Source organism: Emticicia fontis, from assembly GCF_054779675.1.
Map to the genome: position 1 here is coordinate 95,119 of NZ_BAAGXU010000015.1, position 26,330 is coordinate 121,448.

A 26,330-nucleotide genomic window follows, 5' to 3' on the forward strand; every position below is an offset into this window, starting at 1 on the left:
TTTACATAATGGCGACGAATGTCAATAAAGGCAAGCCACTTCTTTCATTCTTGCAGATCTGGAATATGAGTTTCGGATTTTTTGGTATCCAGTTTGGATTCGAATTACAGAACTCGAATGTGAGTCGTATTTTTGAAACTTTGGGTGCAAATAAAGATGAAATTCCCTTACTTTGGATTGCTGCTCCTGTAACTGGTTTGATTGTACAACCAATTATCGGGTATTTAAGTGATCGCACCTGGCATCCATATTGGGGAAGAAGAAGACCATTTTTCTTTATCGGAGCCATTTTAGCTACGATAGCGCTTTTTGTTATGCCAAATTCATCAGTGCTTTGGGTAGCAGGCGGTATGCTTTGGATTCTTGATGCTTCTATAAATATTTCAATGGAGCCATTTAGAGCATTTGTAGGTGATAAACTCAATTCTAAGCAAAGAACAACAGGTTTTGCTATGCAGAGTTTCTTTATAGGAGTGGGGTCAGTCATAGCCGCCTTGCTTCCTTGGATGTTTACTAACTGGTTTCATTTTAGCAATACGGCCTCGGCTGGAGAAATCCCGGATTCTGTGAAATATAGCTTTTATATTGGTGGAATAGCCTTCATTACAGCAGTATTTTATACAGTTTTCACAACTGATGAATTCCCTCCAGAAGATATGGAGGCATTTAAAAAAGAAGTGAAAGAGGCCGGTTTCATGGATGGCTTTAAGGAAACTTTTGTAGGTATTTTCAAAATGCCTAAAACAATGGCTCAACTGGCAGTTGTACAATTTTTTACATGGTTTGGACTTTTCGCTATGTGGATTTACAGTACCAACGCTGTTACGAGTACCATATACAATATGAAAGTAGAAAAGGCTCTTGTAACCAAAATGGAGACAGCCTTACAAGCCAAATTGCAATCATCACAATTGGATAACAAAGAATCTAAAATATTCAAATCTTTGCAGGCAGATATTAACGAAATAAATGAATACAGGGCTAACCAGAATCCTGTCACTATTTCGATTAATCTCGCTAACTATTTTGAAGAAAATAAAGAAAATATTCTTAGTGCAGAAGAAATAAGTGAATTGCTAAGAGTAAAACACGAGTATAATGATGGGGCCGATTGGCTGAATGTTTGTTCGAGTGTCCGAAACGGAGTTGCTGCCTTGTTTGCGTTTATAATCCCACTCATTGCTGTAAGAACCAATCGTAAAGTAACACACATGATTTGTTTGATTATAGGTGGCATTGGCTTAATTTCAATTTCATTTGTGACCAATCCTCAATTAATTATTCTTTCTATGGGAATGGTTGGTATCGCCTGGGCAAGCATACTTTCAATGCCTTATGCAATCCTTTCAGGGGCTTTACCCGCAAATAAAATGGGATATTATATGGGCGTATTCAACTTCTTTATTGTAATCCCGCAAATTGTTGCAGCAACAATACTAGGTTTCTTTACGATGAAAGTTTTTGGAGCTAATACCTTGCATACCCTTGTTTTAGGTGGAGCATCGATGATTTTAGCAGGATTACTAGCACTCAGAGTTGAAGATAATGATTAATTCTTTAATTGTTTTACCATAGTATTAAATCCGGATGGCCATATATTGAAAACCATCATTCGGTATATGGCTTTTTTATAAATATTTCTGTGATTTTTATCCTTAAAGTAGCGCATTTAGCTATATAAATTTCATAAATAATGCTGTAATACGAAAAAATTGTAGGTCTATACAATTTTAAAAATGGTCTTATTCCACTACTACTTTATCTTAAAAGTATTTCTGTATACTTAATTAATTATAAATTGTATTGAAAACCCGAACAAATGTTTAAAAATAGGTATTTATATCCAATTCTTCATATCATTCTATGGTTTGGCTACACTGCTTTACCAGTATTAAACGCTATTCAGCGTGATACATCAAAACCGCAGACTGTTGCTATTACCAACCCATATTACTGGACATACGTATCATTTTCATCCGTTTTGCTATTCTATTTACATTCCGAATATCTTTTTCCTAAGGTCTATAAAAATAAACCATTCCGCTATTTTTTATATCTGATCCTGACAATTGCTGTGTTATTAGTTGGAAGGTATGCAGCAAGGACTTATTTTGTAGGAAATGATATTAATAATCAGGCACTTTTTTATCTCAATAGCTTTATTCAATATTTGTACATCTTCGGCATCAGTGCATCGTATAGTTTCTTTACCGATTACCAAAGACAGCAGAGTACCAAACGGGATAATGAACATGAGCGTTTGAAATCCGAACTTTCTTTCTTGCGTTCACAGATTTCCCCACACTTTATGTTCAATTTACTAAATAGTCTGGTAGCACTGAACAGGAAAAAGTCAAATCTGGTGGAGCCGGTTCTATTAAAAATGTCTGATTTATTGAGATATATGCTTTATGAAAAAGACGATAAACAGATTTCACTGGACAATGAAGTAAAATATCTTCAAAACTATATTGACTTACAAAAATTGAGATTTGGTGATTATGTTGATATTGATTTTACAGTGAAAGCACCAACGTTCAGTAAGAATATAGAACCTATGTTATTGATACCATTCGTTGAAAATGCATTTAAGCACGGTGTAGGTATGATAGAAAAACCTATTATCAGGGTTGAGCTGCAAACGGTTGAAAATCAACTGTTTTTTAAGGTAACAAATAAGTTTAATACGGATATTCAGGAAGTAAAGGATGGTGCTTCAGGCATAGGACTTACTAATGTCAAAAGAAGATTAGAGCTACTTTATCCTGATCAACATACTTTAAATGTAGAAGAAAATGAAAATTATTATATCACTGAGTTGAAATTAAACTTAAGACAAGTAGCCTAAAACTTATAACTTATTTAATTTTACATCAATAAGAGATTTAATATTCATTTTAATTTCAATAGGTTTGTATTATGATTACTTAGAGAAATTTTCGTTTCTTGTGCGGAATTTTCATCTGAAAACCAGAAAACCCTAATATTATGCGTTGTATAGCCATTGATGACGAACCACTTGCGTTAGATTTATTAGAAGACAATATCAGACAGGTTCCCTATTTAGATCTTGTCGGACGATGTAGAAATGCTTTTGAAGCTATACAGTTAATTCAGAAAGAAAAAGCTGAATCTCGTCAGATTGACTTGCTTTTTTTAGATATACAAATGCCCGGTATTACTGGCGTACAGTTCTTGAAAAGCCTCGTAACAAACCCGATGGTTATTTTTATAACTGCTTATGAGCAGTTTGCTTTGGAGGGCTTTGAACTGAATGTCATTGATTATCTTTTAAAGCCTGTATCGTTTGAGCGTTTCCTGAAAGCTTGTAATAGAGCCCATGAATTATACCAATTAAAAAATATTCCACAGCAGGTGCCTGCTCCTGTAGTGTTGGAGGAACATTTTTTTGTAAATGCTGAATATTCTTTAGTAAAAATCCGATACAACGATATTCTCTACATAGAAGGTTTGAAAGATTATATCAAAATTTACCTGGGTACTCAAAGCCGCCCGGTTATCACACGTATGACAATGAAAGGTATTGAAGAAAAATTGTCGACACTTCCATTTATGCGTGTTCATAAATCTTTCATTGTTTCCCTCAATAAAATTGAATCTATCAGGAACCTTAAAATAAGCATAGGTACCCACCAAATACCTGTTAGTGAGCAATTTTCAGAAGAGTTAATGCGAAGAATTGGGGGTAAATAACGTCGCAAAAATCCGGTGTTTTGTCGAAAGTATTTTCTCGAAGGTACATATATGCTTAATTTTGTGCATCCCTTTTGAAATAAATTACGTCTATATAATATAGAATATCAAAAGGAGTTCTCCTGCATACAGTGTAAAAGAGATTTGAGAATTTCAATTCTCGGATGAAAGTGGAGAATTCAGCTAGATGGTGAGCTTTAAACACGTTGTTGTTTAAACAAATATAGCTGAATCAGAAAGTATGTAAGGATTTTGGAATTTGGAGTAAATATCTACTCATAAATAATAGGTTAGTACGTAAAACTCGCGAGCTTTGCTTGCGAGTTTTTTTTATCTCAAATTTGTGCCAAAAATTAATCTTTAGAATTTAATCAAAATGAATCATCGACAAATTTTCTTACAAAATATTGCACAAACTTCTGATTTCCCATTAGCTCTTGAAATTGAGAAAGCTGAGGGCATTTATTTATATGGAAAGAATGGTGAAACATATATGGATTTAATTTCGGGTATCGGAGTAAGTAATGTAGGCCACCGTCATCCGAATGTTATGAATGCAATTAAGGCACAACTGGATAAATATATGCACCTAATGGTTTATGGTGAATATATCCAGCAACCTCAAGTTCAGCTGGCTGAAGCTTTGGCAAGAACCTTAGCGAATTTTAAAGCTCCGTCTGGATTAACATTAGATAATGTATATTTTACCAATTCAGGTGCAGAGGCTGTAGAAGGAGCTATGAAACTTGCAAAGCGCTTCACTGGTCGGACTGAAATCGTTTCTTGTTACAACTCCTATCATGGTTCTACACAAGGTGCCTTATCTTTAGGAGATGAACATTTTAAGAGAAACTTCCGGCCTTTAATCCCCTCAATTGTTAAGATTCATCGAAACCAATTAGAGGATTTAGAGAAAATAAATAAAAATACTGCTGCGGTTTTCTTTGAGCCAGTGGGAGGAGAGTCAGGTATTCGTCCGGCTAATCCTATTTATTTAAAACAATTAAGAAAGCGTTGTGAGGATGTGGGAGCATTATTAGTATTTGATGAAGTCCAATCTGGATTTGGGAGGACAGGTACATTCTGGGCTTTTGAACAATATGAAGTTGTACCCGACATTTTATTATGTGCTAAAGGCATGGGTGGCGGCATGCCCATTGGCGCTTTTATAGCGCCGCAAGCAATTATGTCTGTTTTTAAAGATAATCCGATTCTGGGGCATATAACTACCTTTGGCGGCCATCCTGTAAGCTGTGCTGCGTCATTGGCAACTCTTAACACGATTCTGGATGATAATTTAACTGCTCAGGTTGATAGAAAAGCTGATCTTTTCAAAGAACTACTAGTTCATCCGAAAATTAAAGAAGTCCGGAATAAAGGTTTGATGATGGCCGTTGAGTTTAATGATTTTGAGATATTGAAGCCTATTATTGATAGGGCAATTAGTCGAGGTGTTATTACTGACTGGTTTTTATATTGTGATAATTCCATGCGGATAGCTCCGCCATTAATGATTACAGAAGATGAGATAAAACAGGCGTGTGAAATTATTCTGGCTAGTATTGAATAGTTTCATAGATTATCATAAAAAAGCTCATTCTGATAATCTAAATAAGGTTTTAGAATCAGACAGCCTTTGATAACCTCTTGCGCGAAATCTTTGGCAAGCACCTCCTTATCTGTAAATTTATGATAGAAGAATAATTGCTTGTATTTCAATAATTCTATCTCGGGGTGATCTGCTGAATAGCCTTTAGGCATATTCTTTACTTTTTCTCCAGAGATATTAGGATAATAGGCTTTGAAATTTTCGTCCTCAATAATCCTTTTTAAATGTTCAGGATTATAATCAATTTCTTGTCTGAATTTGGCTAAATGGGTGGCGGTTGGCTCCCACATTCCCCCTCCCAGCGTTGATTGATTACCAGGCTGAATCTGAAGGAAAAAATCAATTCTGCCTGATGACCTGCCACCTGGTCCAAAAGCTGCTGAAAAGAATTTTTTATAAGGTGATTTGTCTTTTGAGAAACGTATGTCCCGGTTGATTCTGAAGATACAATCCTTAACCTTTGTATTCACCAAATCTTCTTGAAATTTAGATAAACCACCTAGAATTTCCTGACATAGTTCTTCAAAAGTGGCTTTTGCCGTTTCGTAATCTTTTCTATGTTCCTGAAACCATTCTCTATTATTATTTTCTTCCAGATTTTTTAAAAATTGAAGTGTATGTTGAGTAAGCATTATTAATTTGTCTATTTTTGCCTCAAATTACATCATATTATCGTAACAATTATCAAAATTTTATGACAAGAATTCTGACAGGTATACAAGCTACTGGCCGCCCGCACTTAGGTAATATTTTAGGCGCTATCTTACCTGCAATGAAGCTTTCTCAAAAACAGGACACGGAATCTTTTTTGTTTATTGCAGATTTACATTCATTAACCGCAGTTAAAAATCCACTGACATTGGCTGAGAATACTCGCGCCGTTGCTTCTGCATGGCTTGCTTGCGGTTTTGATGCCGATAAAAACTATTTCTACCGACAGTCACGTCTGGCGGCTTACCACACAGAGCTTTTATGGTATTTGTCGTGCCAGACACCATATCCGATGCTTGCCAATGCGCACTCATTCAAAGATAAATCAGATAGATTATCTGATGTAAATGCAGGATTGTTCACTTACCCTGTATTACAGACGGCAGATATTGTATTATATCATGCTGATTTCGTTCCTGTTGGTAAAGATCAGAAACAACACCTGGAGATGTCAAAAGATATAGCCTCTGCCTTCAATAGAACTTATGGAGATGTTTTTAAATTACCAGAGCCATTGATTGATGAGAGTGTGATGGTTATTCCAGGTACTGATGGTTCAAAAATGAGTAAATCATATAATAATTATATCGATATCTTTTTACCTGAAAAGCAATTATTGAAATCAGTTAAATCAATTATTTCTGACAGTACTCCTCTAGAAGAACCTAAAAATCCTGATACTGATGTCACTTTCAAGCTGTATGCTTTAATGGCTTCTGAGGCTGAGACAGAAACCCTGCGCCAAAATTATCTGACCGGTGGCTTTGGTTATGGTCATGCCAAACAAGCTCTTTATGAACTCATCTTAAAAAGATTTGAGAAAGAAAGAGAGCTTTATAATTATTATATTGAGAATAATGAGGCACTTGAGAAAAAGCTAAAAGAAGGAGAGGAGAAGGCTGGAGAAATTGCCAGAAAAACTATTGATGATGTCAGAAACGCACTAGGTTTTAATTAATATGATTGAAAGTGTCAGATATGCTGAATACGAGTGGTTCCTGTGGTTGAATAGCTTTCATTCACCGTTCTGGGATATAATTATGTATTGGGTTACTTATCGATTTACATGGATACCCCTTTACCTTTTCCTGATTTATTATATTCTATTGATTATCCGAAAGAATGCTTGGTATAAGCTTTTTTTTATTGTGGCTTCAGTAGGATTAGCAGACCGAATTACCTCAGGAATAATGAAACCCTATTTCATACGATTTCGGCCATGCCATGACCCTGCTATTGAAAATCTAGTACATGTAGTTGGAGGATGTGGGGGACAATACGGTTTTGTATCAAGTCATGCCGCTAACAGTTTTGCCTTGGCTCTGGCATTTGTCTTAATAAGCGAAAAGGATACAAAATGGAAATATTTTCTTTTTTTATGGGCAATTTTAGTGTCTTATAGTCGTATATATGTAGGGGTACACTATCCAACCGATTTAATAGTTGGAGCCATTGTGGGTATGCTTGTAACCCTTATCATCTATTTTGTTATCAAAAAAATCAATCAATCATTACTAACTTAAAACTGAGGGATTTCTCAAATTAACACATGAAAAAACTATCTTTATTTGTCGTTTTACTCTTACTTTCAAAGTTTTCTTTTGCTCAGGATATTACCCAAGGTACTTGGTTTAATCAGGAGAAAAGTGGTAAAATACAGTTTTTTAAACAAGGCGATAAATACTTTGGAAAAATTGTATGGCTAAAAGAACCGAATGACGGAGGTAAGCCACGAACCGATAAACAAAACCCTGATGAAAAATTAAGAACCACACCTCTGATTGGTTTAGTAAATCTTAAAAATTTTAAACAGGTTAATAAAGATACATGGGAAGATGGAGAAGTTTACGACCCAAAAAATGGTAAGACGTATTCTTGTAAAATGACATTAACCAGCCCTACTAAGTTAGATGTAAGAGGTTTCATCGGTTTGTCAATTATTGGCCGTACTGAGCATTTTACGAAAGCAGATTAATAAAGAATACTATATAACAAAAAACTCCCTTAGTGATAAGGGAGTTTTTTATGCAATCTAAGGCCAAAGACTTATTTTACTTCTTCGTAATTTACATCAGTCACCTGATCATCATTACCACCACCTGCTGGTCCACCGCTAGTTGGTTCTCCCGTTGGTGTAGCACCTGCGGCGTATATTTCCTGAGAAGCTGCCTGCCATGCATTATTTATTTTTTCCATTGAAGCATCAATAGCTGCAATATCTCTTGTACCATGTGCGGCTTTTAATTCTGCCAAAGCACCCTCGATGGCCGATTTATTACCTGCTGATAATTTATCACCATATTCTTTCAGCTGTTTTTCAGTTGTGAAAATCATGGTATCGGCAGCATTTACTTTCTCAACTTTTTCTCTTTCAGCTTTGTCTGCTTCCTCATTAGCCTTTGCCTCATCACGCATTTTCTGAATTTCTGCATCTGAAAGGCCAGAAGAGGCTTCAATACGGATTTTTTGCTCTTTACCAGTACCTTTATCCTTAGCCGTTACATTCAGAATACCATTCGCATCAACATCGAATGTCACTTCAATCTGAGGTACACCACGTGGTGCTGGTGGAATACCATCTAAGTGGAATCTACCAAGCGTACGGTTCTGGCTAGCCATTGGGCGTTCACCTTGCAAGATATGAAGTTCTACTGAAGGCTGGTTATCAGCCGCAGTTGAGAATACTTCGTTCTTTTTGCTAGGAATAGTTGTATTAGCCTCGACCATTTTTGTAAAAACACCACCCATAGTTTCGATACCTAATGAAAGCGGAATAACGTCTAGTAAAAGAATGTCTTTTACTTCACCAGTCAATACACCACCTTGAATCGCAGCACCAATCGCTACCGCTTCATCCGGGTTAACACCTTTAGATGGTTTTTTGCCAAAGAATTTCTCAACTTCTTCCTGTACACGAGGAATACGAGTAGAACCACCTACTAGAATTATCTCATCAATATTATTAATATTAAGACCTGAATTCTTCATAGCTCTGCGACAAGGCTCCATAGCTCTTTGGATAAGGCTATCTGCCAATTGCTCGAATTTCGCACGGCTAAGGCTTCTTACCAAGTGTTTTGGAATACCATTTACCGGGAAGATATATGGCAGGTTGATTTCTGTTTGTGCAGAGCTTGATAATTCAATTTTAGCTCTTTCCGCAGCTTCTTTCAAACGTTGTAATGCCATTGCATCCTGACGTAGATCAATTCCTTCATCTTTCTTGAACTCATCTGCTAACCATTCTATGATTACCTGGTCAAAGTCGTCACCACCTAAGTGTGTATCACCATCAGTCGCTTTTACTTCAAATACACCATCACCTAATTCAAGCACTGAAATATCGAACGTACCACCACCTAAGTCAAATACGGCTACTGTCATATCTTTGCCTTGTTTATCAAGACCATAGGCTAAAGCAGCTGCTGTAGGCTCATTAATAATACGTTTTACATCTAAACCTGCAATCAAACCAGCTTCTTTAGTAGCCTGACGCTCAGCATCGTTAAAATAAGCAGGAACAGTGATTACAGCCTCACTTACAGTTGTTCCTAAGTAATCTTCAGCAGTTTGTTTCATTTTTTGAAGAATGAAAGCTGAGATTTCCTGTGGAGTATATTGGCGATCTCCTATACGTACACGAGGCGTATTATTTGGGCCTTGTTCTACATCATAAGAGATAGTTTTCATTTCGGCACTTACTTCATTGAAACGTTTTCCCATGAAGCGTTTAATAGATTGTATAGTGTTTTTAGGGTTGGTGATTGCTTGGCGCTTAGCAGGAGCACCTACTTTTTTCTCACCATTTTCTAAAAACGCAACGATTGAAGGAGTTGTGCGGGCACCTTCGCTGTTAGCAATAACAACCGGTTCGTTACCTTCCATTACGGCAACGCAAGAGTTTGTTGTTCCTAAGTCGATTCCAATGATTTTTCCCATATTTTTTATTTATCAGTAAATTAATTCAGAATGTTTTACTTCTTTATTATCAATGGACGTGCCAAGCATATTTTTGGCAGAAAAAACTGACAGATTGGCAGTTTATGAATCCCGATTTAACCCCAAATAAAGCGATTTTGGCGTAGAAGGTAGGTTTCTGAAAGAATTAAAATGGATAATATGTCACATAAGATTTTAATTGTTGCAACCAGCAATCTGAACCCTGAAAACTGTTCCATATTCGACCTGAAAGCCAGGTTGTAGGGTAACAGATTGAGCGGCCTGGTACATGATTTTAGCATCAGGTAAAATGACATTTTTAGCAGTAATAACGGAAGATGCCTTAAAAGCTAGATTTATATTTGATCCATAGAAGTCGTCGTTAGGGCTTTCTAAATTATAAGAAGTAGCACAATTTGGAATCACCTTAACGGTTATTTTTACAGGATTGCTGATACAATTGCCAATTTTACAAGAAGCACTGTATTCAGTAGTAGTCATAGGGTTAACGGTAACCATTTGAGTTTGAGCAGTAATACCAGGACTCCATATTACATTGCCAGTGCAACCATAAGTTTCTAAAGTAACAGATTGACCCGCATTGATAGTTTGCGGAGTTGCAGCAATCAGTAATCCGGATGAAGTAATAATCTCTGCCATATTGCTGAGACCTGATGCATTACCTGAAAAATCTTTCGCTTTTACTTTAACTGTATAATAGTGCAATGGGTCTAATCCTTGAACATTGTAACTAGTTGTTGGAGCATCAACGGTACCAACTAAAACATCATCAAGATATATCTCGTACTTCTCAACTTCCATATTGTCAGAAGAAGCATTCCAGACAATAGTAGCGCAATTCTGACCTACCTGACTTACATTCAGGTTTTGTGGAACTGTTGGTGCTTGATTATCAATACAATGTACTCGTGCGCCTGCCCAGTCAGTATGGTCAAAATTAAAGTCATCTGGACCCTGGTTGGTGATTAATTTTAATTCCTGAACTCCTGTCACATCAATATTTAACTTGATGGTAGGGCTAGTATTGCTTAGGAGCGGGCTCTCGTACCGAAGTGAATTATCAGCATATACTCTGAAATAAACTGATCCACGGGTGGGAGGGGGGGCAATCTCATCGTCAATACCAATATCGGTAATAAATCGACCGAAATTTCCATTCAATTTATAGGTAATTTCAGAGTTGGCATGGCAACCGATACCCTTTGCATAAGTTGTACCCTTTAATTTTATAGGAGCTCCATCCTGGCTTTGGTTGTATCTGACAGAATTTAAACCATTAATCGCCGTACATGCTACCATATCCGACAAGTAGGTAACACTATTACAACTTAATGCGCCTAAACAACCACAAACAACCGGTTGAGTAAAAGTGATATTCCCTTGTCCATCAGTTAAATAACAACGATAAGTACCGCTGGTTCTGCTTATCATTTGTGAATTTGACTCTGCAGGATCTTCAAAATCAGCGTTGCCTATATCTAATCTTACCCATTTATAAGTTGTATAACCTCCAGGAGCAGTTAACTGAAATTCTGAGTTTACCTGACTTACAGTTACAACTGGTAGTGTTTTTGCTGATATTGGAGTAGCATTATTGAAGAAGTTATCATTCAATGCGGCATTCCATAAGTTTGATAATTCGATAACACCACTTTGATTGAAGTGAACATCATCTTGTCGATAGGATGCATTCAGACCATCAGTATCAGGGCCTGAGAAGATTTTGTTCCCATTGTCATTTCCTAAATTTTGTTGGGCAACCCTGATATCAGCTTGTGTTTCGTTATAATTAAATAATGTTGCTTTTGAAACAACCCATGGAATGAGGCTTCCAAAATCACCGCGGCTTTTACCGATAACATAAGAAACATTATTCTGATATTCGCTCCCAACTGTATTGATAAAATTATCTGTTTCTCCATGATGCCACAAAATTGCTCTGACACCAAAAATAGAAGCATAATAATTCATCACTTTCTTTAAATTAGAATAAGGAACACCTAATTGATTACAGAAGGTGGGTTGGCTGGGATTATAATGATTTTCAGTTGCTTGTCCATCTGAACTTTGTCTCCAGTTGATACTTGAGGTTGACGTGGCAGCAGCATTAAAAAAGGCTACCGGTACACCTAATCTACTAGTAAGTAAATCTCCTAATCTGCCATATGCCCATGAACTAAGACCTGTTTTAGAAAATCCACTCGAAAGTTGCGATAATGAGGGATAATTAGGGAATTTATTATCACATTGTCCCGCGTTATTATCATACCATGATACCTCACTATGTGTCACCACCCGCTCATCAATTGCACCAACACCAATTCCCTCTAAACCTTGTGCATTTGATTGTCCAGCAATCAGGAAAACCTCCCCAATTCCAACACGATTAACGGTTGAGGTTCCATTAACTGATTGTCCTACAAAACTTCTTACCTCTAACCTAAACCAACCACCAGGTATACCAAAAAGAATCCCATTAAATACGCCTCCAGATGGGTTATTCTGAATTGTTGTCCAACCAATCACTTCACTTTCATTGTTGGGATTGATAAGACGAGCTTCGACTCTACTTAAAGAAATATTGGTAGGGAAAGTACCTGCAATGGATAGATTTGCCAGATTGTTCTGGTTTCTTTGAAACACTGCCTTTTCCATTGGAAAAGAGATACTTATTTGAGCATTGGCACATACTGCAGTCAGCAAAAGAATAAACAGTAAGTAAGAGGATTTAAGATTCATATTTTATATGTTAGACACTGCTAGATCATAAAATTAAAACTCCTCTACTCAAAGTATATAATTGCCTGACTTTCAGACGAAAAGAGTAGATTATTAATCAATGGTTCAACAGTTTACGCTTTATTACTTTCCAGGTACACAAAACCACCGCAAAAATATTAAAAAACAAAGACCAAACCATAAAATCGAAGCCATAAATGATTTAACGGCAGTGATTTTATAATTTGGTCTTTTTATTTTAAAATTTAAATTTATTTTCCGCCAAACAGGCCACCTAAAAGGCCGCCAATTCCGCCATTACTACCACGTTGTTGTCCGCCACCCATAGCACTTCCGGCAATATTAATCAAATCATTCATATCTAATTTGCCATCAGATAATGCTCCGGCGCCTTGTGTAAGAATACTACCGAAATCAATGCCAGAAGTTTTACCGCCAGACAATACATCCATAATGCCTCCTGTATTCACTGAATCATCATCCGGGTCGTTGGCTTTATTAATTAAGCTTCCTAAAACAGAAGGAAGCATGCTTGCTACCACACCAGCCGCAGCAGAATTTGATAAGCCAAATTTTTCCATAAGGTTGCTGATTACACTTTGAGCAATGTTACCAACAATTGGATTTGACATCATACTCTGACCAGAACCCGCACCTCCACCAAGAAGACCTAATAAGCTTCCTAGCCCACCTTGGCTATGTGCCTGGTTAGATAAACCACCCATCAATCCCTCCATTACCTCGTTCATCACACCTTCATTGTGCTGATTTGGTACAGCAGGATTGTTAACTACGGCGCTTTGGCCATATTGTTGAATGAGACCTTGCAAAACTTCTAACATTTTCTTGTTTTTTTATGGTTATTAAAGGGTATGTAATTAATTTTTTCTTAAATTTAAACCTGAATCTGGTTTAAATATGCGATGTTTAGACTATTAAATTTTTGTAAAGTAACAAAATGGAATCAGAAAAAAATAGTATTGAAGCAGAATCTTCTAAAGAAACAAGCGTAGCTCAAAAACCGGTAGTTGAACTGCTAAAAGAAAGTGTTGTAGACTTATTATATCCAAGTGAATCTGATGAAAAATTAAAGGTGATTGACTGGCAGGCAGATCATCCAGCCCCTTTTAATACGATCCTGTTCAGAAAATACATCGGACTAACCCCTGCTGATAGGGTTGAGACTTTGCCTTGGGAAAAATTCTTCACTGTAGTACTTGACAAACAAGATTGGTGGACTGATTTTGAAACTGAAAGAGCGGAGAAGTTTGCCAAAATTAAAACGATAATGCAAGACAACCTGAAAGAGCTTGAATACCTAAGAGCCGGACGGGTTGAAATTGAAGCTTATCTGATTGGGAAAGACTTTGAGGGTAAGTGGAAAGGTCTTAAAACTCTGATAATCGAAAGCTAATTGTATAAAATAAAGAAGAGGTACCAATCTGAATTGATACCTCTTATAACAGAGAATTGAAATCTGCTGCTTATTTTACTTTCTCAACTACTGCTCTGAACGCCCCTGGGTGATTCATCGCTAAGTCGGCCAATACTTTTCTGTTTAATTCAATGCCTGCCTTGTTTAATTTATCGATTAAAACAGAGTAAGATAATCCTAATGGACGAACCCCAGCGTTAATACGAACAATCCACAAACGGCGGTAACTTCTTTTCTTTTGCTTACGACCTTCATAAGCATAAGCTAAACCTTTTTCAACGGCGTTTTTAGCAACCGTCCAGACGTTCTTACGACGTCCGTAATAGCCTTTGGCTAATTTTAAAACTTTCTTACGTCTTGCTCTTGAGGCAACGTGATTGACACTTCTAGGCATTTTAATTTTAGTTTTTTGACTTTGGCGGCTCAGTTAATCTGAACTCTTCGGTGCCATTCATCGGGTGAAACAATTGAACCAATGTAAGAGTCTTGCGACTACAATTACATACTTAGTAATGACTCGATACGGTTAGTATCAGCCGAACTTACTAATGTAGCAGAAACTAAGTTTCTTTTACGTTTGTTTGATTTTTTTGTCAGGATATGGCTATGGAAAGCGTGTTTACGCTTGATTTTACCAGTACCTGTAATTTTGAAGCGTTTTTTTGCTCCAGAATTGGTTTTTTGTTTTGGCATTGTACTGAAACTTTAAGTATTGAACAAAAAAAGTAAATTGGGGTGCAAAAATACAAAATATTTGATTTAATTACAAATTTGAGTCTAAAAGTTTGTTTAAGCGTATTACCGATTGCACCATTGAACGTACATCATGATAATTTATCTTCCATGAATGGCTCATATGCTTCCAGATAGGCTCTCCTTGTCGGGTTAGTAACGGCCACCATTCACCTAAAGCATGGTTAATCATCTTATCAAATACAAAACGGTGCACATTCACATAGGCATTCCAGTATTTTTCATCTTTCAGGTATCTGAATGCATCCAACATACCAATCAGCATTTCAGCCTGTTGCCAGAATTCTTTCTCACGGTCGTATACCTCTCCGGCATGAGAACCCTCAACATACACACCGCCATATTCCCAGTCAACCCCGTTATCTACAGAATGACTAAACGATTTTATTATTTGCTCACGGTGAGTATCGTATGGTAAACCTAAAATATCTAAAGCGTGCATAAGCAACCACGCAAATTCAGAATTATGTCCATAACTGGTATTGTCTTCTGCTGAGGCTTTTTGACCATCTTCCGAGAATCTATCCCAACCCCAGACAATATCAAACTTGATTTGAGGTGCTACTGACCAGTCAGCCCAGAATTGTGGAATACCTGTTCCATATTCAGGATGCATGATTTTGTTGTTAAGTAATTCTATTATTTCTAATAATTTACGTCTGTGCACTTGTTGACCAGTGCATTCATAAAGCGTTGTAAATGCTTCCATCAAGTGCATGTGTGCATCTAGTGTTTTCCTATCACCACCAGCCGGACCTGGACCTTTCAAGTTCCAGTTTCTTAAGAACATTTCCCAATATCCACCGTAATAGGTATCTACTGCGTGTTTTTGTAATAGATCAAAAACCTTTTCTGCATATTCCTGTCCTCTAGGATCTCCAGTAGCCAAAGTATATTCACTTAAACTATAGATAGCAAAGCTATGTCCATATATGATTTTCTCATCAATTGTTACTTCCCCTTTACGATTTACCATCCAGTAGAAACCACCGTATTCATGATCCCACATTTTATCTAATAGGAAGTCGACACCATGTTTGGCCATTTCTGCCAGTTTCCCACCACCGTACCCGGCTCTGTGTGCAGAAGAATAAGTGAAAACCGAACGGGATTGTGCAATTAAGGATTTTTCGTCTTCCCCGGAATCATTCCCGAATTGATCAAAATGAGTTAAGAATCCCCCATATTGATTGTCAACAGTACGAGTAATCCAGAAGGGTAGAAGACCTGTGTTAAGGTAATTAATTATTTCATCGCGAAGTTGAATAGCGGTTTCTTTTGAATACATAGGTGTGTTATATAGTTTGAATTGAATTTGCTTGATAAACTGCCAAAATTTCTTCTAAGTTTGCTGTTCCTGTTTGTCTGAGTTTCTGAACGGTTACAGCAGCCGCCAGATTAGCTATTTCTAAAGATTGTTGGATAGAGGCGCCTGCTCCTCTGCTTGCTGAAAATGCAGCTACTACTGTATCACCTGCGCCAACAGTATCTATTTCATTTTTGATTGGGATAGCTTTTACATTTTGTGTTTTTTCTTTATCCAGGTATAAGATGCCATATTCTCCACGCGTTACGATTAGGCAATCGCCAATTTGCGCTTGTAACGTTTTACCATGCTCAATACAGGCACTTTCATTTGCTTCATCTACTTCCTTGATGTTAAGTAATCTAGCCATTTCTTCGGTATTTACTTTTAGAATGGTGTTTTTGATACAATAACCATAGGCACGTAAATCAGAAACAAAAAGACAATTGGAAGACTGAGCAATCAGAGAATTTAATTGTTCTATGCGTTTCGGATTAAGAAGTGGATTTGGGAATTGCTGATTGATAACAAGTACATCTAATTCGGGTAGTGCCTGCTCCAATGTTTTCAACAATTCATTAAATAATTCATCAGCTAATTGATTGTTAGTGCCAAAGTCCAAACGGTTAGATTCTCCATCTTTGGTCAGGGGTTTGGTATAGGTACAGGTGTCCCAATCATGATTGAGTACTTTTAAATGTTGGGTGTTTGCTCCGATAGCATGAAAAAGGCTTTGCATTTCCCGGCCGTAAATATCATTGCCAATACAGCCAAAAACCTGGATATTTTTAACACCTAAGGAGCTTAAATTATTCACTACATTTCCCGCAGCACCTAAAGATGAATGAGGTTTACTTGCCCAGAATACTTCTTTATTTGTTTCAACCGAAAATTCTCCGGTCTGATAATTAATATCATAATAAAAATCGACTGCAAAATCGCCAATGACTCCTATACGCAGATTATTAATTCTTTTAAAGATGGATTCAATTTCACTTTTGATAATAGGCATTATTCAGGATATTAAATTCTTGCTAAGATTTATGATAATAATACAAAATGGATGGAAAGGGTAAAATTGCTAAAAAAATGGTAAATAGAAATTAAAAACCTGAAAAACTTATTACATCTGAAAACAGTCTTTTTATAAGACTGAAAAAATGCCAAAAACGACTACTGAAATTCAGGGTTTTATTGTTTTGTTGAAAAATAATCAATGATGCAGATAGATTTTTTTAGTAATTTAGTGTTATAGTATTATAAGTAAACCCCATATATGAAGTTTTCCCATTTACATAACCACACCCAATTCTCACTCCTTGACGGTGCCTCTGATATAAAGAAATTATTTGCCAAAGCAGAAGCTGATGGTATGCCCGCAATGGCCATTACTGACCATGGTAATATGTTTGGCGTTTTTGACTTTGTGGCCACAGCCGGAAAATATAATGTAAAACCAATTGTTGGTTGTGAGTTTTACGTAGTGGAAGACCATACCCGTAAACAATTTACCAAAGAGCAAAAAGATCAGCGCTATCATCAGCTTTTATTAGCAAAGAACCCAACCGGCTATAAAAATCTGACGAAATTATGCTCACTAGGTTTTATTGAAGGTTTATATGGTAAATATCCACGTATCACCAAAGCTTTAATTGAACAATATAAAGAAGGATTAATTGCTACAACCTGTTGTATTGGAGCTTCGGTACCTAAAACGATATTGAAAAAGGGAGAGGAAGAGGGCGAAAAAGAATTTAAGTGGTGGCTTGACAGATTTGGAGAAGATTATTATGTAGAGATACAAAGACATGATATTCCGGAACAGATACGAGCAAATGAGGTTTTATTGAAGTTTGCCAAAAAATATGGAGTAAAAGTAATTGCCTCTAACGATAGCCACTATGTTGACCAGCAGGACTGGGTAGCACACGATATTCTACTTTGTGTCAATACCAACGAAAAGTTATCAACACCCTCTGCAAAAGATTTTAATGACGACGAGGCTACTTCCAGAGATACCCGTTTTGCCTTCTTCAACGATCAGTTTTATTTCAAGAATACGCAGGAAATGACCACACTTTTCAGCGATATACCTGAATCCATTGATAATACAAACGAAATTGTCGATAAGGTAGAAACACTGAAATTGAAGCGAGACATCATGCTTCCGAATTTCCCGATTCCCAAAGAATTCAAGGTACATGAAGATGATGTAATGAATCAATGGGAGTATCTGAAACACTTAACTTATGAAGGCGCCCGAAAACGCTATGGAGAAATTCAATCAGAGGTACAAGAACGTCTGGATTTTGAGCTTTTCACCATTAAGTCAATGGGTTTTGCTGGATACTTTTTGATTGTAGCAGACTTCATTAAGGCAGGACGTGATTTAGGGGTAATGATTGGCCCAGGTCGTGGTAGTGCTGCAGGTAGTGCAGTTGCCTATTGTATTGGTATCACTAATATTGATCCTATTAAGTACAATCTGCTTTTTGAGCGCTTTCTCAACCCAGATCGTAAGTCAATGCCGGATATTGATACCGATTTTGACGACGAGGGTCGCCAGAAGGTAATCGATTATGTGGTACAGAAATATACAAAAAATCAGGTTGCGCAGATTATTACATATGGTACAATGGCAACCAAATCGTCTATTAAAGATGTTGCCCGTGTGATGGAATTGCCCTTAGCTGATGCCAACTATATTGCCAAACTGATTCCGGATAAGCCAACTTATGGAATTGATTTTGAGAAATTGATTAAGTATCCATTGGATGGCCCAAAGAGTCTGTCTGAAATTGGTTTACAACCTGATGAAATTGAAAATGTAAAGAAAATAAGGGCCTTGTATAATGGTACCGACCTAACAGCTAAAATTCTTCAGCAAGCGCATAAATTAGAAGGGACTGTACGAAATACCGGTATACATGCCGCAGGTATCATCATTGCTCCAGAAGATTTATATAATATTCTCCCAGTTTCAACATCTAAGGAGTCAGACCTGTTAATTACACAATATGAAGGAAAGATTATTGAGGATGCAGGAGTAATTAAGATGGACTTTTTGGGTCTTCGTAACTTAACGATTATTAAAGATTGTCTACGTATGATTAAAGAAAATCATGGTGTAGAGATTGATATAGATAATATTCCGCTAGACGATACCCTTACCTACGAATTATTTCAGAGAGGAGAAACCAACGCAGTATTCCAGTTCGAGTCTGACGGTATGAAAAAGTACATGAAAGATCTGAAACCTGACCGTCTGGATGATTTGATTGCCATGAATGCATTGTATCGCCCAGGTCCGATTGCGTATATTCCTGACTTTATTAAACGTAAACACGGGCTACAAGAAGTAAGTTATGACTTAGATGATATGGAAGAGTATCTGGGAGAAACTTATGGAATTACAGTTTATCAGGAACAGGTAATGTTGCTCTCGCAAAAGCTAGCTGGGTTTACCAAAGGTGATGCCGACGTATTGCGTAAAGCAATGGGTAAAAAAGACCGTAAGACGCTGGATAAACTGAAACCTCAGTTTTTGGAAGGAGCGAAAGCTAAAGGTCACCCTGAAAAAAAATTAGAGAAAATATGGACTGATTGGGAAGCATTTGCTTCTTATGCCTTCAATAAATCTCACTCAACCTGTTACGCCTTTGTTGCCTACCAAACGGCCTATCTGAAAGCCCATTACCCGTCAGAGTATATGGCAGCTGTATTAACTTCGCAATTGGGCAATATTGAAAAGATTACCTTCTTCATGGAGGAATGTAAAGCCATAGGTTTACCAATTTTGGGACCTGATGTGAATGAATCTCAAAAACAGTTCAGTGTAAATAAGAAAGGAGAGCTTCGCTTCGGTATGGGTGGTATAAAGGGTTCAGGCGATGCAGCTGTAGATGCTGTAATTGAAGAAAGAACAAAGAGAGGACCGTTTGCTGATATATTTGATTTTATAACCAGAGTAAATCTTAGGACAGTTAATAAAAAGACCCTCGAATCTTTTGCTTACGCTGGTGCATTTGACTGTTTTGAGGATTTACATAGAGCCCAATATTTTGATAATGCAGATGGCAGTACCCTAATCGAGAAACTTATTAAATATGCCAACAAACATCATGAAAATGCCTCTTCAGGGCAGAACTCTTTGTTTGGAGCAATTGGGGGAAGTGGATTTGATATTGCCAAACCTAAAATAAATCCTTGTGAGAAATGGGGAGACATTGAAAAACTTCGCTTGGAAAAAGATGTGGTTGGTTTCTATATTTCTGGCCATCCTTTAGACGAATTCTCAATGGAAATGAAACGTTGTACTCCTTTAGACGAGCTTTTTGAAGCAAATAATCAGAATAAAGAAATAACCATTGGTGGGGTAGTGACTAGCGTTCAACACAAACAGTCTAAAAATGGTAATCCATTTGGGATAATGAAACTTGAAGATTACAATTCAAGTAGAGAGTTTTTTCTTTTCGGACAGGATTATGTCAATTTCTCAAAGTTCCTAAATATGGGCTTATTTCTTTTCATAAGAGGAAAATTAATGAACAAATGGGGGAGAGAGGATGAATGGGATTTCAAGCCAGTTAGCATGGAGTTGTTGAGTGAATTAAGGAATAAAATGTTTAAGGAAGTCAAAATTATTCTGGGCTTACAACAAATCAATGCGCAATTGATAGAAGAGATAGATGCTACAGCAACGCGCTATCCGGGAACTTTTGATTTTAAATTATCTGTAAAGGATCCTGATGAAAAACTGGATGTTTTATTACTATCAAGGAAAGCGAAAGTGGCTTCTACCAATGATTTTGTAAAAGAATTAAAGCAAATTGTGGGTGATGAAAATGTTGTGTTTGCCTGATGGAACTTTTATTAAATGCGGATTTGTTAGACCTATAACGAACAAAATAATAAATAAAAAGCCTTGACGCCGAGCGCGTAAAAAGGAACTAAATCTTTATAAAATGGCACATAAAGCAATTGAAATCACGGATGCAAACTTCGCTGAACTGATTAACTCTGACAAACCTGTATTAGTCGATTTTTGGGCAGAATGGTGTGGACCTTGTAAAATGATCGGGCCAGTAGTTGAAGAAATGGCTGGCGACTATGAAGGCAAAGCAATCATCGGTAAAATGGATGTTGATGCGAACTCAAATGTTCCGATGAACTTCGGTATCCGTTCTATCCCTACTTTGATGATTTTCAAAAATGGTCAGTTAGTTGATAAAATTGTTGGAGCAGTTCCGAAACACATACTTACTTCGAAATTGGAAGCACAGTTGAACTAATTATATACGCATTGAAAAAGGCTGATTCTCTAAGTGAATCAGCTTTTTTTATTTTGGTGTTGTATAAAATTAATTGGTTAAACTCAAAGCCTTTCCAAAATCAACTGTCGTATCGTCAATTTTCTCAGCTCTTAGTAAATCTCTGATTGGTTTTTCAACAGCGTGATTATCAGCAATATTAGAAAAACAGACGAATAGAAATTGCTTTCCGGGTACAATATTCACCACATTGCTGAATCCGCAAGTGCTACCGGTATGGTATAATTCTATATGTTTAACATCATAACCATTAAACCAGCCTAAACTATAATTTATATTTTTGGTGCCTTCTATCTGATGATTTATCTTCTTTAATTCTTTATCAATATCAATTAACCTGTTATTGATTATAGCCTCATACCATTTTGAATACTCTTCCAAAGAAGTATACACACAACCATCCCCTTTTGTAGCGCTTGTTATACTTTGGTCTGAAAAAACAAGTTTCCTTTCTTTGTTTCGTGCATAACCCATTGCTCTATTTGGTAAAGGCCTACCCGCCTCATATATTGTGCTATTAACCATGCCCAGTGGTTCAAAAATATTGGCTTTAATAAAGGTAACAAAATTCTGTCCTGATGCCTTCTCAATAATCTGCTCTAATAAACAAAATCCAGAATTGCTATATCGGAATTTATCACCTGCTTTAAAGTAAGTTTTGGATTGATTTTTCAAGAACTGCAATACATCTGCGTCAGCTAATTGTTCTTTCTGCTCATCAGGAATGAGTTCTTCGTAATCTAGAATGCCAGAAGTATGGGTAAGCAAGTGCTTAATTTTTATTCGAGAACCTACTTCTTTATTAAAATCGGGAAAGAATTTCAGAAGATTATCCTCATAGCTAAGCTTTTTTTCGTTTTCAAGCAAAATAATACAAGCTGCCGTAAATTGCTTGGACACCGATGCCATTCTAAAATTCGTTTGAGGAGTAATTGGCACTTGTGCTTCAATATTCGCTAAACCAAAACCATCTTTATAAAGTATTTTTCCATTTTTTATTACTAACACAGCCATTCCTGCCTCATCCTTTCCAATATGAGCCTGCAAAAGAGAGTCTAATTTTTTCTGAAAACTTTGTGCAAACGAAATATTTGCCATAATCAGGAGTAAGAGGATAATTCTCATGAAGATAGTACTATTTAGGATATAGAGCTTATTGAAAATCCCGAATCAAAATCTCAGCTAATTGAGGAACACCAATGGTAGCTGTTTCAGTAATAAAACTGATGTTTCTAAAATTAGAAGAAACATCAGGGATATGTGGGTCTACAATGAACTTAGGAGCAAAACTATCTACATAATTTATTAATCCAGCAGCCGGATATACTTGTAAAGAAGTCCCCACTACAACGAAAATATCCGCATTCATTGCTATATCAGTGGCTGGTTCAATCATCGGTACTGCTTCTCCAAACCAGACAATATGAGGGCGCAGTTGATGTCCATCTTCTGCCAAATCACCAATTTCAATGCATTCGCCACCAATATCTTTAATTAAAAGCTGATTTTTTACACTTCTTACTTTGCAAAGTTCTCCATGCAAGTGTAGAACATTGGTTGAACCTGCTTTTTCGTGAAGATTATCTACATTTTGAGTAATGATACTTACCTCAAAATATTTCTCAAGTGCAGCCAGTGCTAAATGTCCCGCATTGGGTATAGCTTCGTTAGCTCTGGCACGTCGTTCATTGTAGAATTGCAAAACAAGGGCTGGGTTTTTACTCCAGCCTTCTGGTGTAGCAACATCTTCAATTTTATGGTTTTCCCATAAACCTCCGCTATCTCTAAAGGTTTTTATGCCGCTTTCTGCACTAATGCCGGCACCTGTTAAAACAACCAGTTTTTTCATGAGATAGAGTATAGATTTATGATTTTAATACTGAAGTTGTTTAGGATTTTCGTTTCTTTTTAAAAATAGGGGTGTTTTGAGCGAGCCAAATCAAATGATGAAATCATAGCATCGCTATGGTTGAAATTATTTGATTTGGCGCAGCCAAAAAACACATTTTTAAATGAAAGGAATAATTCTAAACAACTTCACATGTAAAGTTTATCCATTCGCCAGTTTCTTGCAATCTTCTAAGGTTAAGGAAGCGGGATCTGTACCTTTAGGTATTTTTACATTGCGTTTACCAACTTTAATGTAGGGGCCATATTGACCATTCAATACCTGAATTGTCTTATCCTCTGGGAATTCTTTAATAATTTTATTGCTTTCAGCTGCTTTTTTTGCTTTAATGATCTCAATCGCTTTCTCAATTGTTACCTCGGCAGCAACGATACCTTTTTCAATATTATAATATTTATCACCATGTTTTACGTAGAAGCCAAATCGTCCTTTACCTACATTTACAGCTAATCCTTCGAAAATGCCTAAATCTTTTGGTTGAGACAAATCTCCGCTATTACGCTTAGCTTCAATAATTTCAATGGCTCTTTCTTCTGTTACCAGATAAGGGTCCTCACTCTTTTCCAGGTTGTAAAACTTCTCGTCATGTTTGATATAAGGGCCGAATTTGCCAATAGCTACAACCAAAGGTTTATCTTCATAAAATCCTACTTCGCGAGGTAGCTTAGGCATTTCAAATAAAGCCAGGGCATCTTCGAGTGTAATGTTATCGACCAATTGGCTTTTCAATAAACTAGCAAATACAGGCTTTTCTTCATCATTAATATCTCCTAATTGTACATAAGGGCCAAATTTTCCGATTTTAACCGATATCTTCTTGCCGGTTCTTGGATCTGTACCTAATTCTCTTGCGCCTTTTGTAGCCTTTACACCATCCGCCTGCTCTACCTTATGATGGAAATCTTTGTAGAAATCGCTAATCATTTTCTGCCATTCTACTTTTCCATCTGCCACTTTATCAAAGTCTTTCTCAACATTTGCTGTAAAACTATAATCGATTACATCGTCAAAGTTTTCAACTAAGAAATCATTAACTACTATACCTATATTAGTTGGGAATAACTTCGCTTTTTCTGTTCCATAAGTTTCTTTACCTATTTTTTCGGTAATGGCATTATTTTTTAGAGAGAATTCTTTAAAGTTCCTTTCTTTGCCAGGTCTATCTTCTTTTACTACATAATTACGCTTAATGATAGTTGTAATAGTCGGTGCATAAGTAGATGGGCGACCAATTCCCATTTCCTCTAATTTTTTAACCAGACTAGCTTCAGTAAATCTTGCAGAAGGTTTTGTAAATCTTTCAGTAGCTTTCATTTCTGAAAGATTCAGTGCCTGACCGATAGTTAGTGGCGGTAACATACCTTTACTTTCCTCATCCTCATCGTCACTCGATTCTAAATAGACCTTGAGGAAACCATCAAATTTAATTACCTCACCAGTTGCTATTAATTCTTCCGGCGTTGTTGAGATGCCAATAGTGGCGATTGTTCTTTCTAATTCTGCATCTGCCATTTGAGAGGCTATTGACCGTTTCCAGATTAACTCGTACAAACGTTGTTCGCTTCTATCTCCATCTACTTTGTCAACACTAAAATCAGTTGGCCTAATGGCTTCGTGGGCTTCCTGAGCAGATTCACTTTTCGTTTTATATTGTCTGACTTTTACATATTTCTCACCATAAGCATTCTCAATCTGAATCTTTGCTTTCTCAATTGCCTCACCAGATAAATTAGTCGAGTCAGTTCTCATATAGGAAATCTTACCAGATTCATAGAGTTTCTGTGCCACTGTCATAGTTTGTAACACTGAAAAGCCTAATTTTCTTGACGCTTCCTGCTGTAGAGTGGAGGTTGTAAAAGGAGCCGCAGGTGATTTTTTTGCGGGCTTTACCTCTAAATTTTTAATTTTAAAGATAGCATCAATACACTTTTCTAGAAATGCTTTTGCCTGCGCTTCTGTTTCAAAATTTTTAGGTAACTCAGCATTTAATACTTTGCCTTTTTCGACTAAGAATTGAGCAATTACCTTAAATGATGATTTCGAATTATGATTATCAATCTCCCTTTCTCTTTCAACAATTAATCTTACTGCTACCGACTGAACTCTGCCGGCAGATAAATTGGTTCTTTCTCCGGTTCTGATTTTTTGCCATAATACAGGCGATAATTCAAAACCCACCAAACGGTCAAGGATACGGCGTGCTTGTTGCGCATTCACCAAATCCATATCAATTGTGCGCGGATTCTGAATAGCAGAAGTTATCGCTTTCTTGGTAATTTCTCTGAAAACAATTCTAGGTGTCGAATCTTTCAAACCTAAAGATTCTTTTAGATGCCACGAAATGGCTTCTCCCTCACGGTCGTCGTCAGTTGCCAGCCATACTGTTTCAGATTCTTTCGCCAATTTTTTTAACTCATTAATTACCTTTGTTTTGTCTGACGAAATAGCATATTTGGGTGCAAAGTTTTTGCTGACATCAATTCCTAATTCCTTCTCTGGTAAATCTCTTACATGACCAAAACTAGATTTGACAGTAAAATCTTTTCCGAGATAACCTTCAATGGTTTTTGCTTTTGCTGGGGACTCAACTATTACTAAGTTCTTAGACATTCTTTGGCCTTTAATTTTAATTTTTGTGCGATATTAAGATATTAATGCAAAACAGAGCACAAAAGTTTTAGAAAAATTATTAAAAAATTATAAAACGGAAAAGATTTGAACAAAAAAGCATGGCTTTTGGGTTGTTCTTATAGGTGCCTTTCAATGAAAAACGCTTTTAGATATGTTTAAGCACATATTTTTAGCAATATTTAAAAATTTACTATTTATAATTTGACGATGTTTTGTAATTTTGGCGCAATCCT

At 36.6% G+C, this 26,330-nt stretch carries 21 protein-coding genes; 10 read left to right on the plus strand and 11 right to left on the minus strand.

Annotated elements, in window-relative coordinates; translation table 11 throughout:
* Nucleotides 1-8 precede the first annotated feature (8 nt).
* From ACYVFA_RS08930 to ACYVFA_RS08945, 4 genes are all read left to right on the plus strand, one after another.
* Nucleotides 9-1,553: an MFS transporter gene (locus ACYVFA_RS08930; protein WP_460471475.1), complete on the plus strand. Its 1,545-nt coding sequence runs from the start codon at nt 9-11 to the stop codon at nt 1,551-1,553.
* 266 nt (nt 1,554-1,819) lie between these two features.
* A complete protein-coding gene (locus ACYVFA_RS08935) occupies nt 1,820-2,848 on the plus strand; it encodes a sensor histidine kinase (protein ID WP_460471476.1) in 1,029 nt (342 codons plus the stop codon).
* 140 nt (nt 2,849-2,988) lie between these two features.
* The gene (locus tag ACYVFA_RS08940; protein ID WP_460471477.1) at nt 2,989-3,714 is read left to right on the plus strand and encodes a LytR/AlgR family response regulator transcription factor; all 726 of its coding nucleotides are present in this window, start codon (nt 2,989-2,991) and stop codon (nt 3,712-3,714) included.
* Nucleotides 3,715-4,090: 376 nt separating this feature from the next.
* A complete protein-coding gene (locus ACYVFA_RS08945) occupies nt 4,091-5,284 on the plus strand; it encodes an aspartate aminotransferase family protein (protein ID WP_460471478.1) in 1,194 nt (397 codons plus the stop codon).
* A gap of 2 nt (nt 5,285-5,286) precedes the next feature.
* Here the strand turns inward: ACYVFA_RS08945 and ACYVFA_RS08950 are convergent, their stop codons facing one another.
* The gene (locus ACYVFA_RS08950) at nt 5,287-5,955 is read right to left on the minus strand and encodes a DUF2461 domain-containing protein (protein WP_460471479.1); all 669 of its coding nucleotides are present in this window, start codon (nt 5,953-5,955) and stop codon (nt 5,287-5,289) included.
* Between the two features lie 62 nt (nt 5,956-6,017).
* On the opposite strand from ACYVFA_RS08950, the gene trpS reads away from it, so the two are divergent.
* From trpS to ACYVFA_RS08965, 3 genes are read left to right on the plus strand one after another with little or no spacing between them, the layout of a single operon-like run.
* Nucleotides 6,018-6,992: a tryptophan--tRNA ligase gene (trpS, locus tag ACYVFA_RS08955; protein WP_460471480.1), complete on the plus strand. Its 975-nt coding sequence runs from the start codon at nt 6,018-6,020 to the stop codon at nt 6,990-6,992.
* A gap of 1 nt (nt 6,993) precedes the next feature.
* On the plus strand, nt 6,994-7,557 hold the full coding sequence (locus ACYVFA_RS08960) for a phosphatase PAP2 family protein (RefSeq protein ID WP_460471481.1): 564 nt from the start codon (nt 6,994-6,996) through the stop codon (nt 7,555-7,557).
* Between the two features lie 26 nt (nt 7,558-7,583).
* Nucleotides 7,584-8,009 carry a DUF2147 domain-containing protein gene (locus ACYVFA_RS08965; RefSeq protein ID WP_460471482.1) on the plus strand — a complete coding sequence of 142 codons (426 nt, stop codon included), beginning with the start codon at nt 7,584-7,586 and terminating at the stop codon, nt 8,007-8,009.
* Nucleotides 8,010-8,080: 71 nt separating this feature from the next.
* On the opposite strand, the gene dnaK is transcribed toward ACYVFA_RS08965, so the two are convergent.
* The 3 genes from dnaK to ACYVFA_RS08980 form a co-directional block, all read right to left on the minus strand.
* Nucleotides 8,081-9,973 carry an Hsp70 family protein gene (gene dnaK / locus ACYVFA_RS08970; protein WP_460471483.1) on the minus strand — a complete coding sequence of 631 codons (1,893 nt, stop codon included), beginning with the start codon at nt 9,971-9,973 and terminating at the stop codon, nt 8,081-8,083.
* Nucleotides 9,974-10,168: 195 nt separating this feature from the next.
* Nucleotides 10,169-12,733 (minus strand): NPCBM/NEW2 domain-containing protein, encoded by a 2,565-nt coding sequence (locus tag ACYVFA_RS08975; protein ID WP_460471484.1) that lies wholly within the window; start codon nt 12,731-12,733, stop codon nt 10,169-10,171.
* 251 nt (nt 12,734-12,984) lie between these two features.
* Nucleotides 12,985-13,575 (minus strand): DUF937 domain-containing protein, encoded by a 591-nt coding sequence (locus ACYVFA_RS08980; protein ID WP_460471485.1) that lies wholly within the window; start codon nt 13,573-13,575, stop codon nt 12,985-12,987.
* 116 nt (nt 13,576-13,691) lie between these two features.
* On the opposite strand from ACYVFA_RS08980, the gene ACYVFA_RS08985 reads away from it, so the two are divergent.
* Nucleotides 13,692-14,147, plus strand: a complete 456-nt coding sequence (locus tag ACYVFA_RS08985; protein WP_460471486.1) for a nuclease A inhibitor family protein — start codon at nt 13,692-13,694, stop codon at nt 14,145-14,147.
* Between the two features lie 70 nt (nt 14,148-14,217).
* On the opposite strand, the gene rplT is transcribed toward ACYVFA_RS08985, so the two are convergent.
* The 4 genes from rplT to ACYVFA_RS09005 all read right to left on the minus strand — a co-directional run bounded on the left by rplT (nt 14,218) and on the right by ACYVFA_RS09005 (nt 17,239).
* Entirely contained in the window at nt 14,218-14,562 is a 345-nt protein-coding gene (gene rplT, locus ACYVFA_RS08990; protein WP_460471487.1) for a 50S ribosomal protein L20, read from the minus strand.
* A 104-nt stretch (nt 14,563-14,666) separates the two neighbouring features.
* Nucleotides 14,667-14,861 (minus strand): large ribosomal subunit protein bL35, encoded by a 195-nt coding sequence (rpmI, locus tag ACYVFA_RS08995; protein ID WP_460471488.1) that lies wholly within the window; start codon nt 14,859-14,861, stop codon nt 14,667-14,669.
* A gap of 70 nt (nt 14,862-14,931) precedes the next feature.
* Nucleotides 14,932-16,209: an AGE family epimerase/isomerase gene (locus ACYVFA_RS09000; RefSeq protein WP_460471489.1), complete on the minus strand. Its 1,278-nt coding sequence runs from the start codon at nt 16,207-16,209 to the stop codon at nt 14,932-14,934.
* A gap of 7 nt (nt 16,210-16,216) precedes the next feature.
* A complete protein-coding gene (locus ACYVFA_RS09005; protein ID WP_460471490.1) occupies nt 16,217-17,239 on the minus strand; it encodes a bifunctional heptose 7-phosphate kinase/heptose 1-phosphate adenyltransferase in 1,023 nt (340 codons plus the stop codon).
* Nucleotides 17,240-17,503: 264 nt separating this feature from the next.
* Here ACYVFA_RS09005 and dnaE point away from each other — a divergent pair, with 264 nt between their 5' ends.
* Nucleotides 17,504-21,088: a DNA polymerase III subunit alpha gene (gene dnaE / locus ACYVFA_RS09010; RefSeq protein WP_460471491.1), complete on the plus strand. Its 3,585-nt coding sequence runs from the start codon at nt 17,504-17,506 to the stop codon at nt 21,086-21,088.
* 103 nt (nt 21,089-21,191) lie between these two features.
* The gene (gene trxA / locus ACYVFA_RS09015) at nt 21,192-21,518 is read left to right on the plus strand and encodes a thioredoxin (RefSeq protein WP_116984318.1); all 327 of its coding nucleotides are present in this window, start codon (nt 21,192-21,194) and stop codon (nt 21,516-21,518) included.
* Between the two features lie 69 nt (nt 21,519-21,587).
* On the opposite strand, the gene ACYVFA_RS09020 is transcribed toward trxA, so the two are convergent.
* From ACYVFA_RS09020 to topA, 3 genes are all read right to left on the minus strand, one after another.
* Nucleotides 21,588-22,682 carry a serine hydrolase domain-containing protein gene (locus ACYVFA_RS09020; RefSeq protein ID WP_460471492.1) on the minus strand — a complete coding sequence of 365 codons (1,095 nt, stop codon included), beginning with the start codon at nt 22,680-22,682 and terminating at the stop codon, nt 21,588-21,590.
* 28 nt (nt 22,683-22,710) lie between these two features.
* Nucleotides 22,711-23,406, minus strand: coding sequence for an SIR2 family NAD-dependent protein deacylase (locus ACYVFA_RS09025; protein ID WP_460471493.1), 696 nt, complete (start codon nt 23,404-23,406; stop codon nt 22,711-22,713).
* Between the two features lie 201 nt (nt 23,407-23,607).
* Nucleotides 23,608-26,076 (minus strand): type I DNA topoisomerase, encoded by a 2,469-nt coding sequence (gene topA / locus ACYVFA_RS09030; protein ID WP_460471494.1) that lies wholly within the window; start codon nt 26,074-26,076, stop codon nt 23,608-23,610.
* Nucleotides 26,077-26,330: the final 254 nt, after the last annotated feature.

What these genes read in the sequence shown, in the direction of transcription:
- ACYVFA_RS08960 (WP_460471481.1), top strand. Translation starts at nt 6,994, where the DNA reads ATGATTGAAAGTGTCAGATATGCTGAATACGAGTGGTTCCTGTGGTTG.
- ACYVFA_RS09025 (WP_460471493.1), bottom strand. Translation starts at nt 23,406, where the DNA reads ATGAAAAAACTGGTTGTTTTAACAGGTGCCGGCATTAGTGCAGAAAGC.
- ACYVFA_RS08965 (WP_460471482.1), top strand. Translation starts at nt 7,584, where the DNA reads ATGAAAAAACTATCTTTATTTGTCGTTTTACTCTTACTTTCAAAGTTT.
- trpS (WP_460471480.1), top strand. Translation starts at nt 6,018, where the DNA reads ATGACAAGAATTCTGACAGGTATACAAGCTACTGGCCGCCCGCACTTA.
- topA (WP_460471494.1), bottom strand. Translation starts at nt 26,076, where the DNA reads ATGTCTAAGAACTTAGTAATAGTTGAGTCCCCAGCAAAAGCAAAAACC.
- ACYVFA_RS08950 (WP_460471479.1), bottom strand. Translation starts at nt 5,955, where the DNA reads ATGCTTACTCAACATACACTTCAATTTTTAAAAAATCTGGAAGAAAAT.
- ACYVFA_RS08930 (WP_460471475.1), top strand. Translation starts at nt 9, where the DNA reads ATGGCGACGAATGTCAATAAAGGCAAGCCACTTCTTTCATTCTTGCAG.
- trxA (WP_116984318.1), top strand. Translation starts at nt 21,192, where the DNA reads ATGGCACATAAAGCAATTGAAATCACGGATGCAAACTTCGCTGAACTG.
- dnaE (WP_460471491.1), top strand. Translation starts at nt 17,504, where the DNA reads ATGAAGTTTTCCCATTTACATAACCACACCCAATTCTCACTCCTTGAC.
- rpmI (WP_460471488.1), bottom strand. Translation starts at nt 14,861, where the DNA reads ATGCCAAAACAAAAAACCAATTCTGGAGCAAAAAAACGCTTCAAAATT.
- ACYVFA_RS08945 (WP_460471478.1), top strand. Translation starts at nt 4,091, where the DNA reads ATGAATCATCGACAAATTTTCTTACAAAATATTGCACAAACTTCTGAT.
- ACYVFA_RS09000 (WP_460471489.1), bottom strand. Translation starts at nt 16,209, where the DNA reads ATGTATTCAAAAGAAACCGCTATTCAACTTCGCGATGAAATAATTAAT.
- dnaK (WP_460471483.1), bottom strand. Translation starts at nt 9,973, where the DNA reads ATGGGAAAAATCATTGGAATCGACTTAGGAACAACAAACTCTTGCGTT.
- ACYVFA_RS08975 (WP_460471484.1), bottom strand. Translation starts at nt 12,733, where the DNA reads ATGAATCTTAAATCCTCTTACTTACTGTTTATTCTTTTGCTGACTGCA.
- ACYVFA_RS08940 (WP_460471477.1), top strand. Translation starts at nt 2,989, where the DNA reads ATGCGTTGTATAGCCATTGATGACGAACCACTTGCGTTAGATTTATTA.
- rplT (WP_460471487.1), bottom strand. Translation starts at nt 14,562, where the DNA reads ATGCCTAGAAGTGTCAATCACGTTGCCTCAAGAGCAAGACGTAAGAAA.
- ACYVFA_RS09005 (WP_460471490.1), bottom strand. Translation starts at nt 17,239, where the DNA reads ATGCCTATTATCAAAAGTGAAATTGAATCCATCTTTAAAAGAATTAAT.
- ACYVFA_RS09020 (WP_460471492.1), bottom strand. Translation starts at nt 22,682, where the DNA reads ATGAGAATTATCCTCTTACTCCTGATTATGGCAAATATTTCGTTTGCA.
- ACYVFA_RS08935 (WP_460471476.1), top strand. Translation starts at nt 1,820, where the DNA reads ATGTTTAAAAATAGGTATTTATATCCAATTCTTCATATCATTCTATGG.
- ACYVFA_RS08980 (WP_460471485.1), bottom strand. Translation starts at nt 13,575, where the DNA reads ATGTTAGAAGTTTTGCAAGGTCTCATTCAACAATATGGCCAAAGCGCC.
- ACYVFA_RS08985 (WP_460471486.1), top strand. Translation starts at nt 13,692, where the DNA reads ATGGAATCAGAAAAAAATAGTATTGAAGCAGAATCTTCTAAAGAAACA.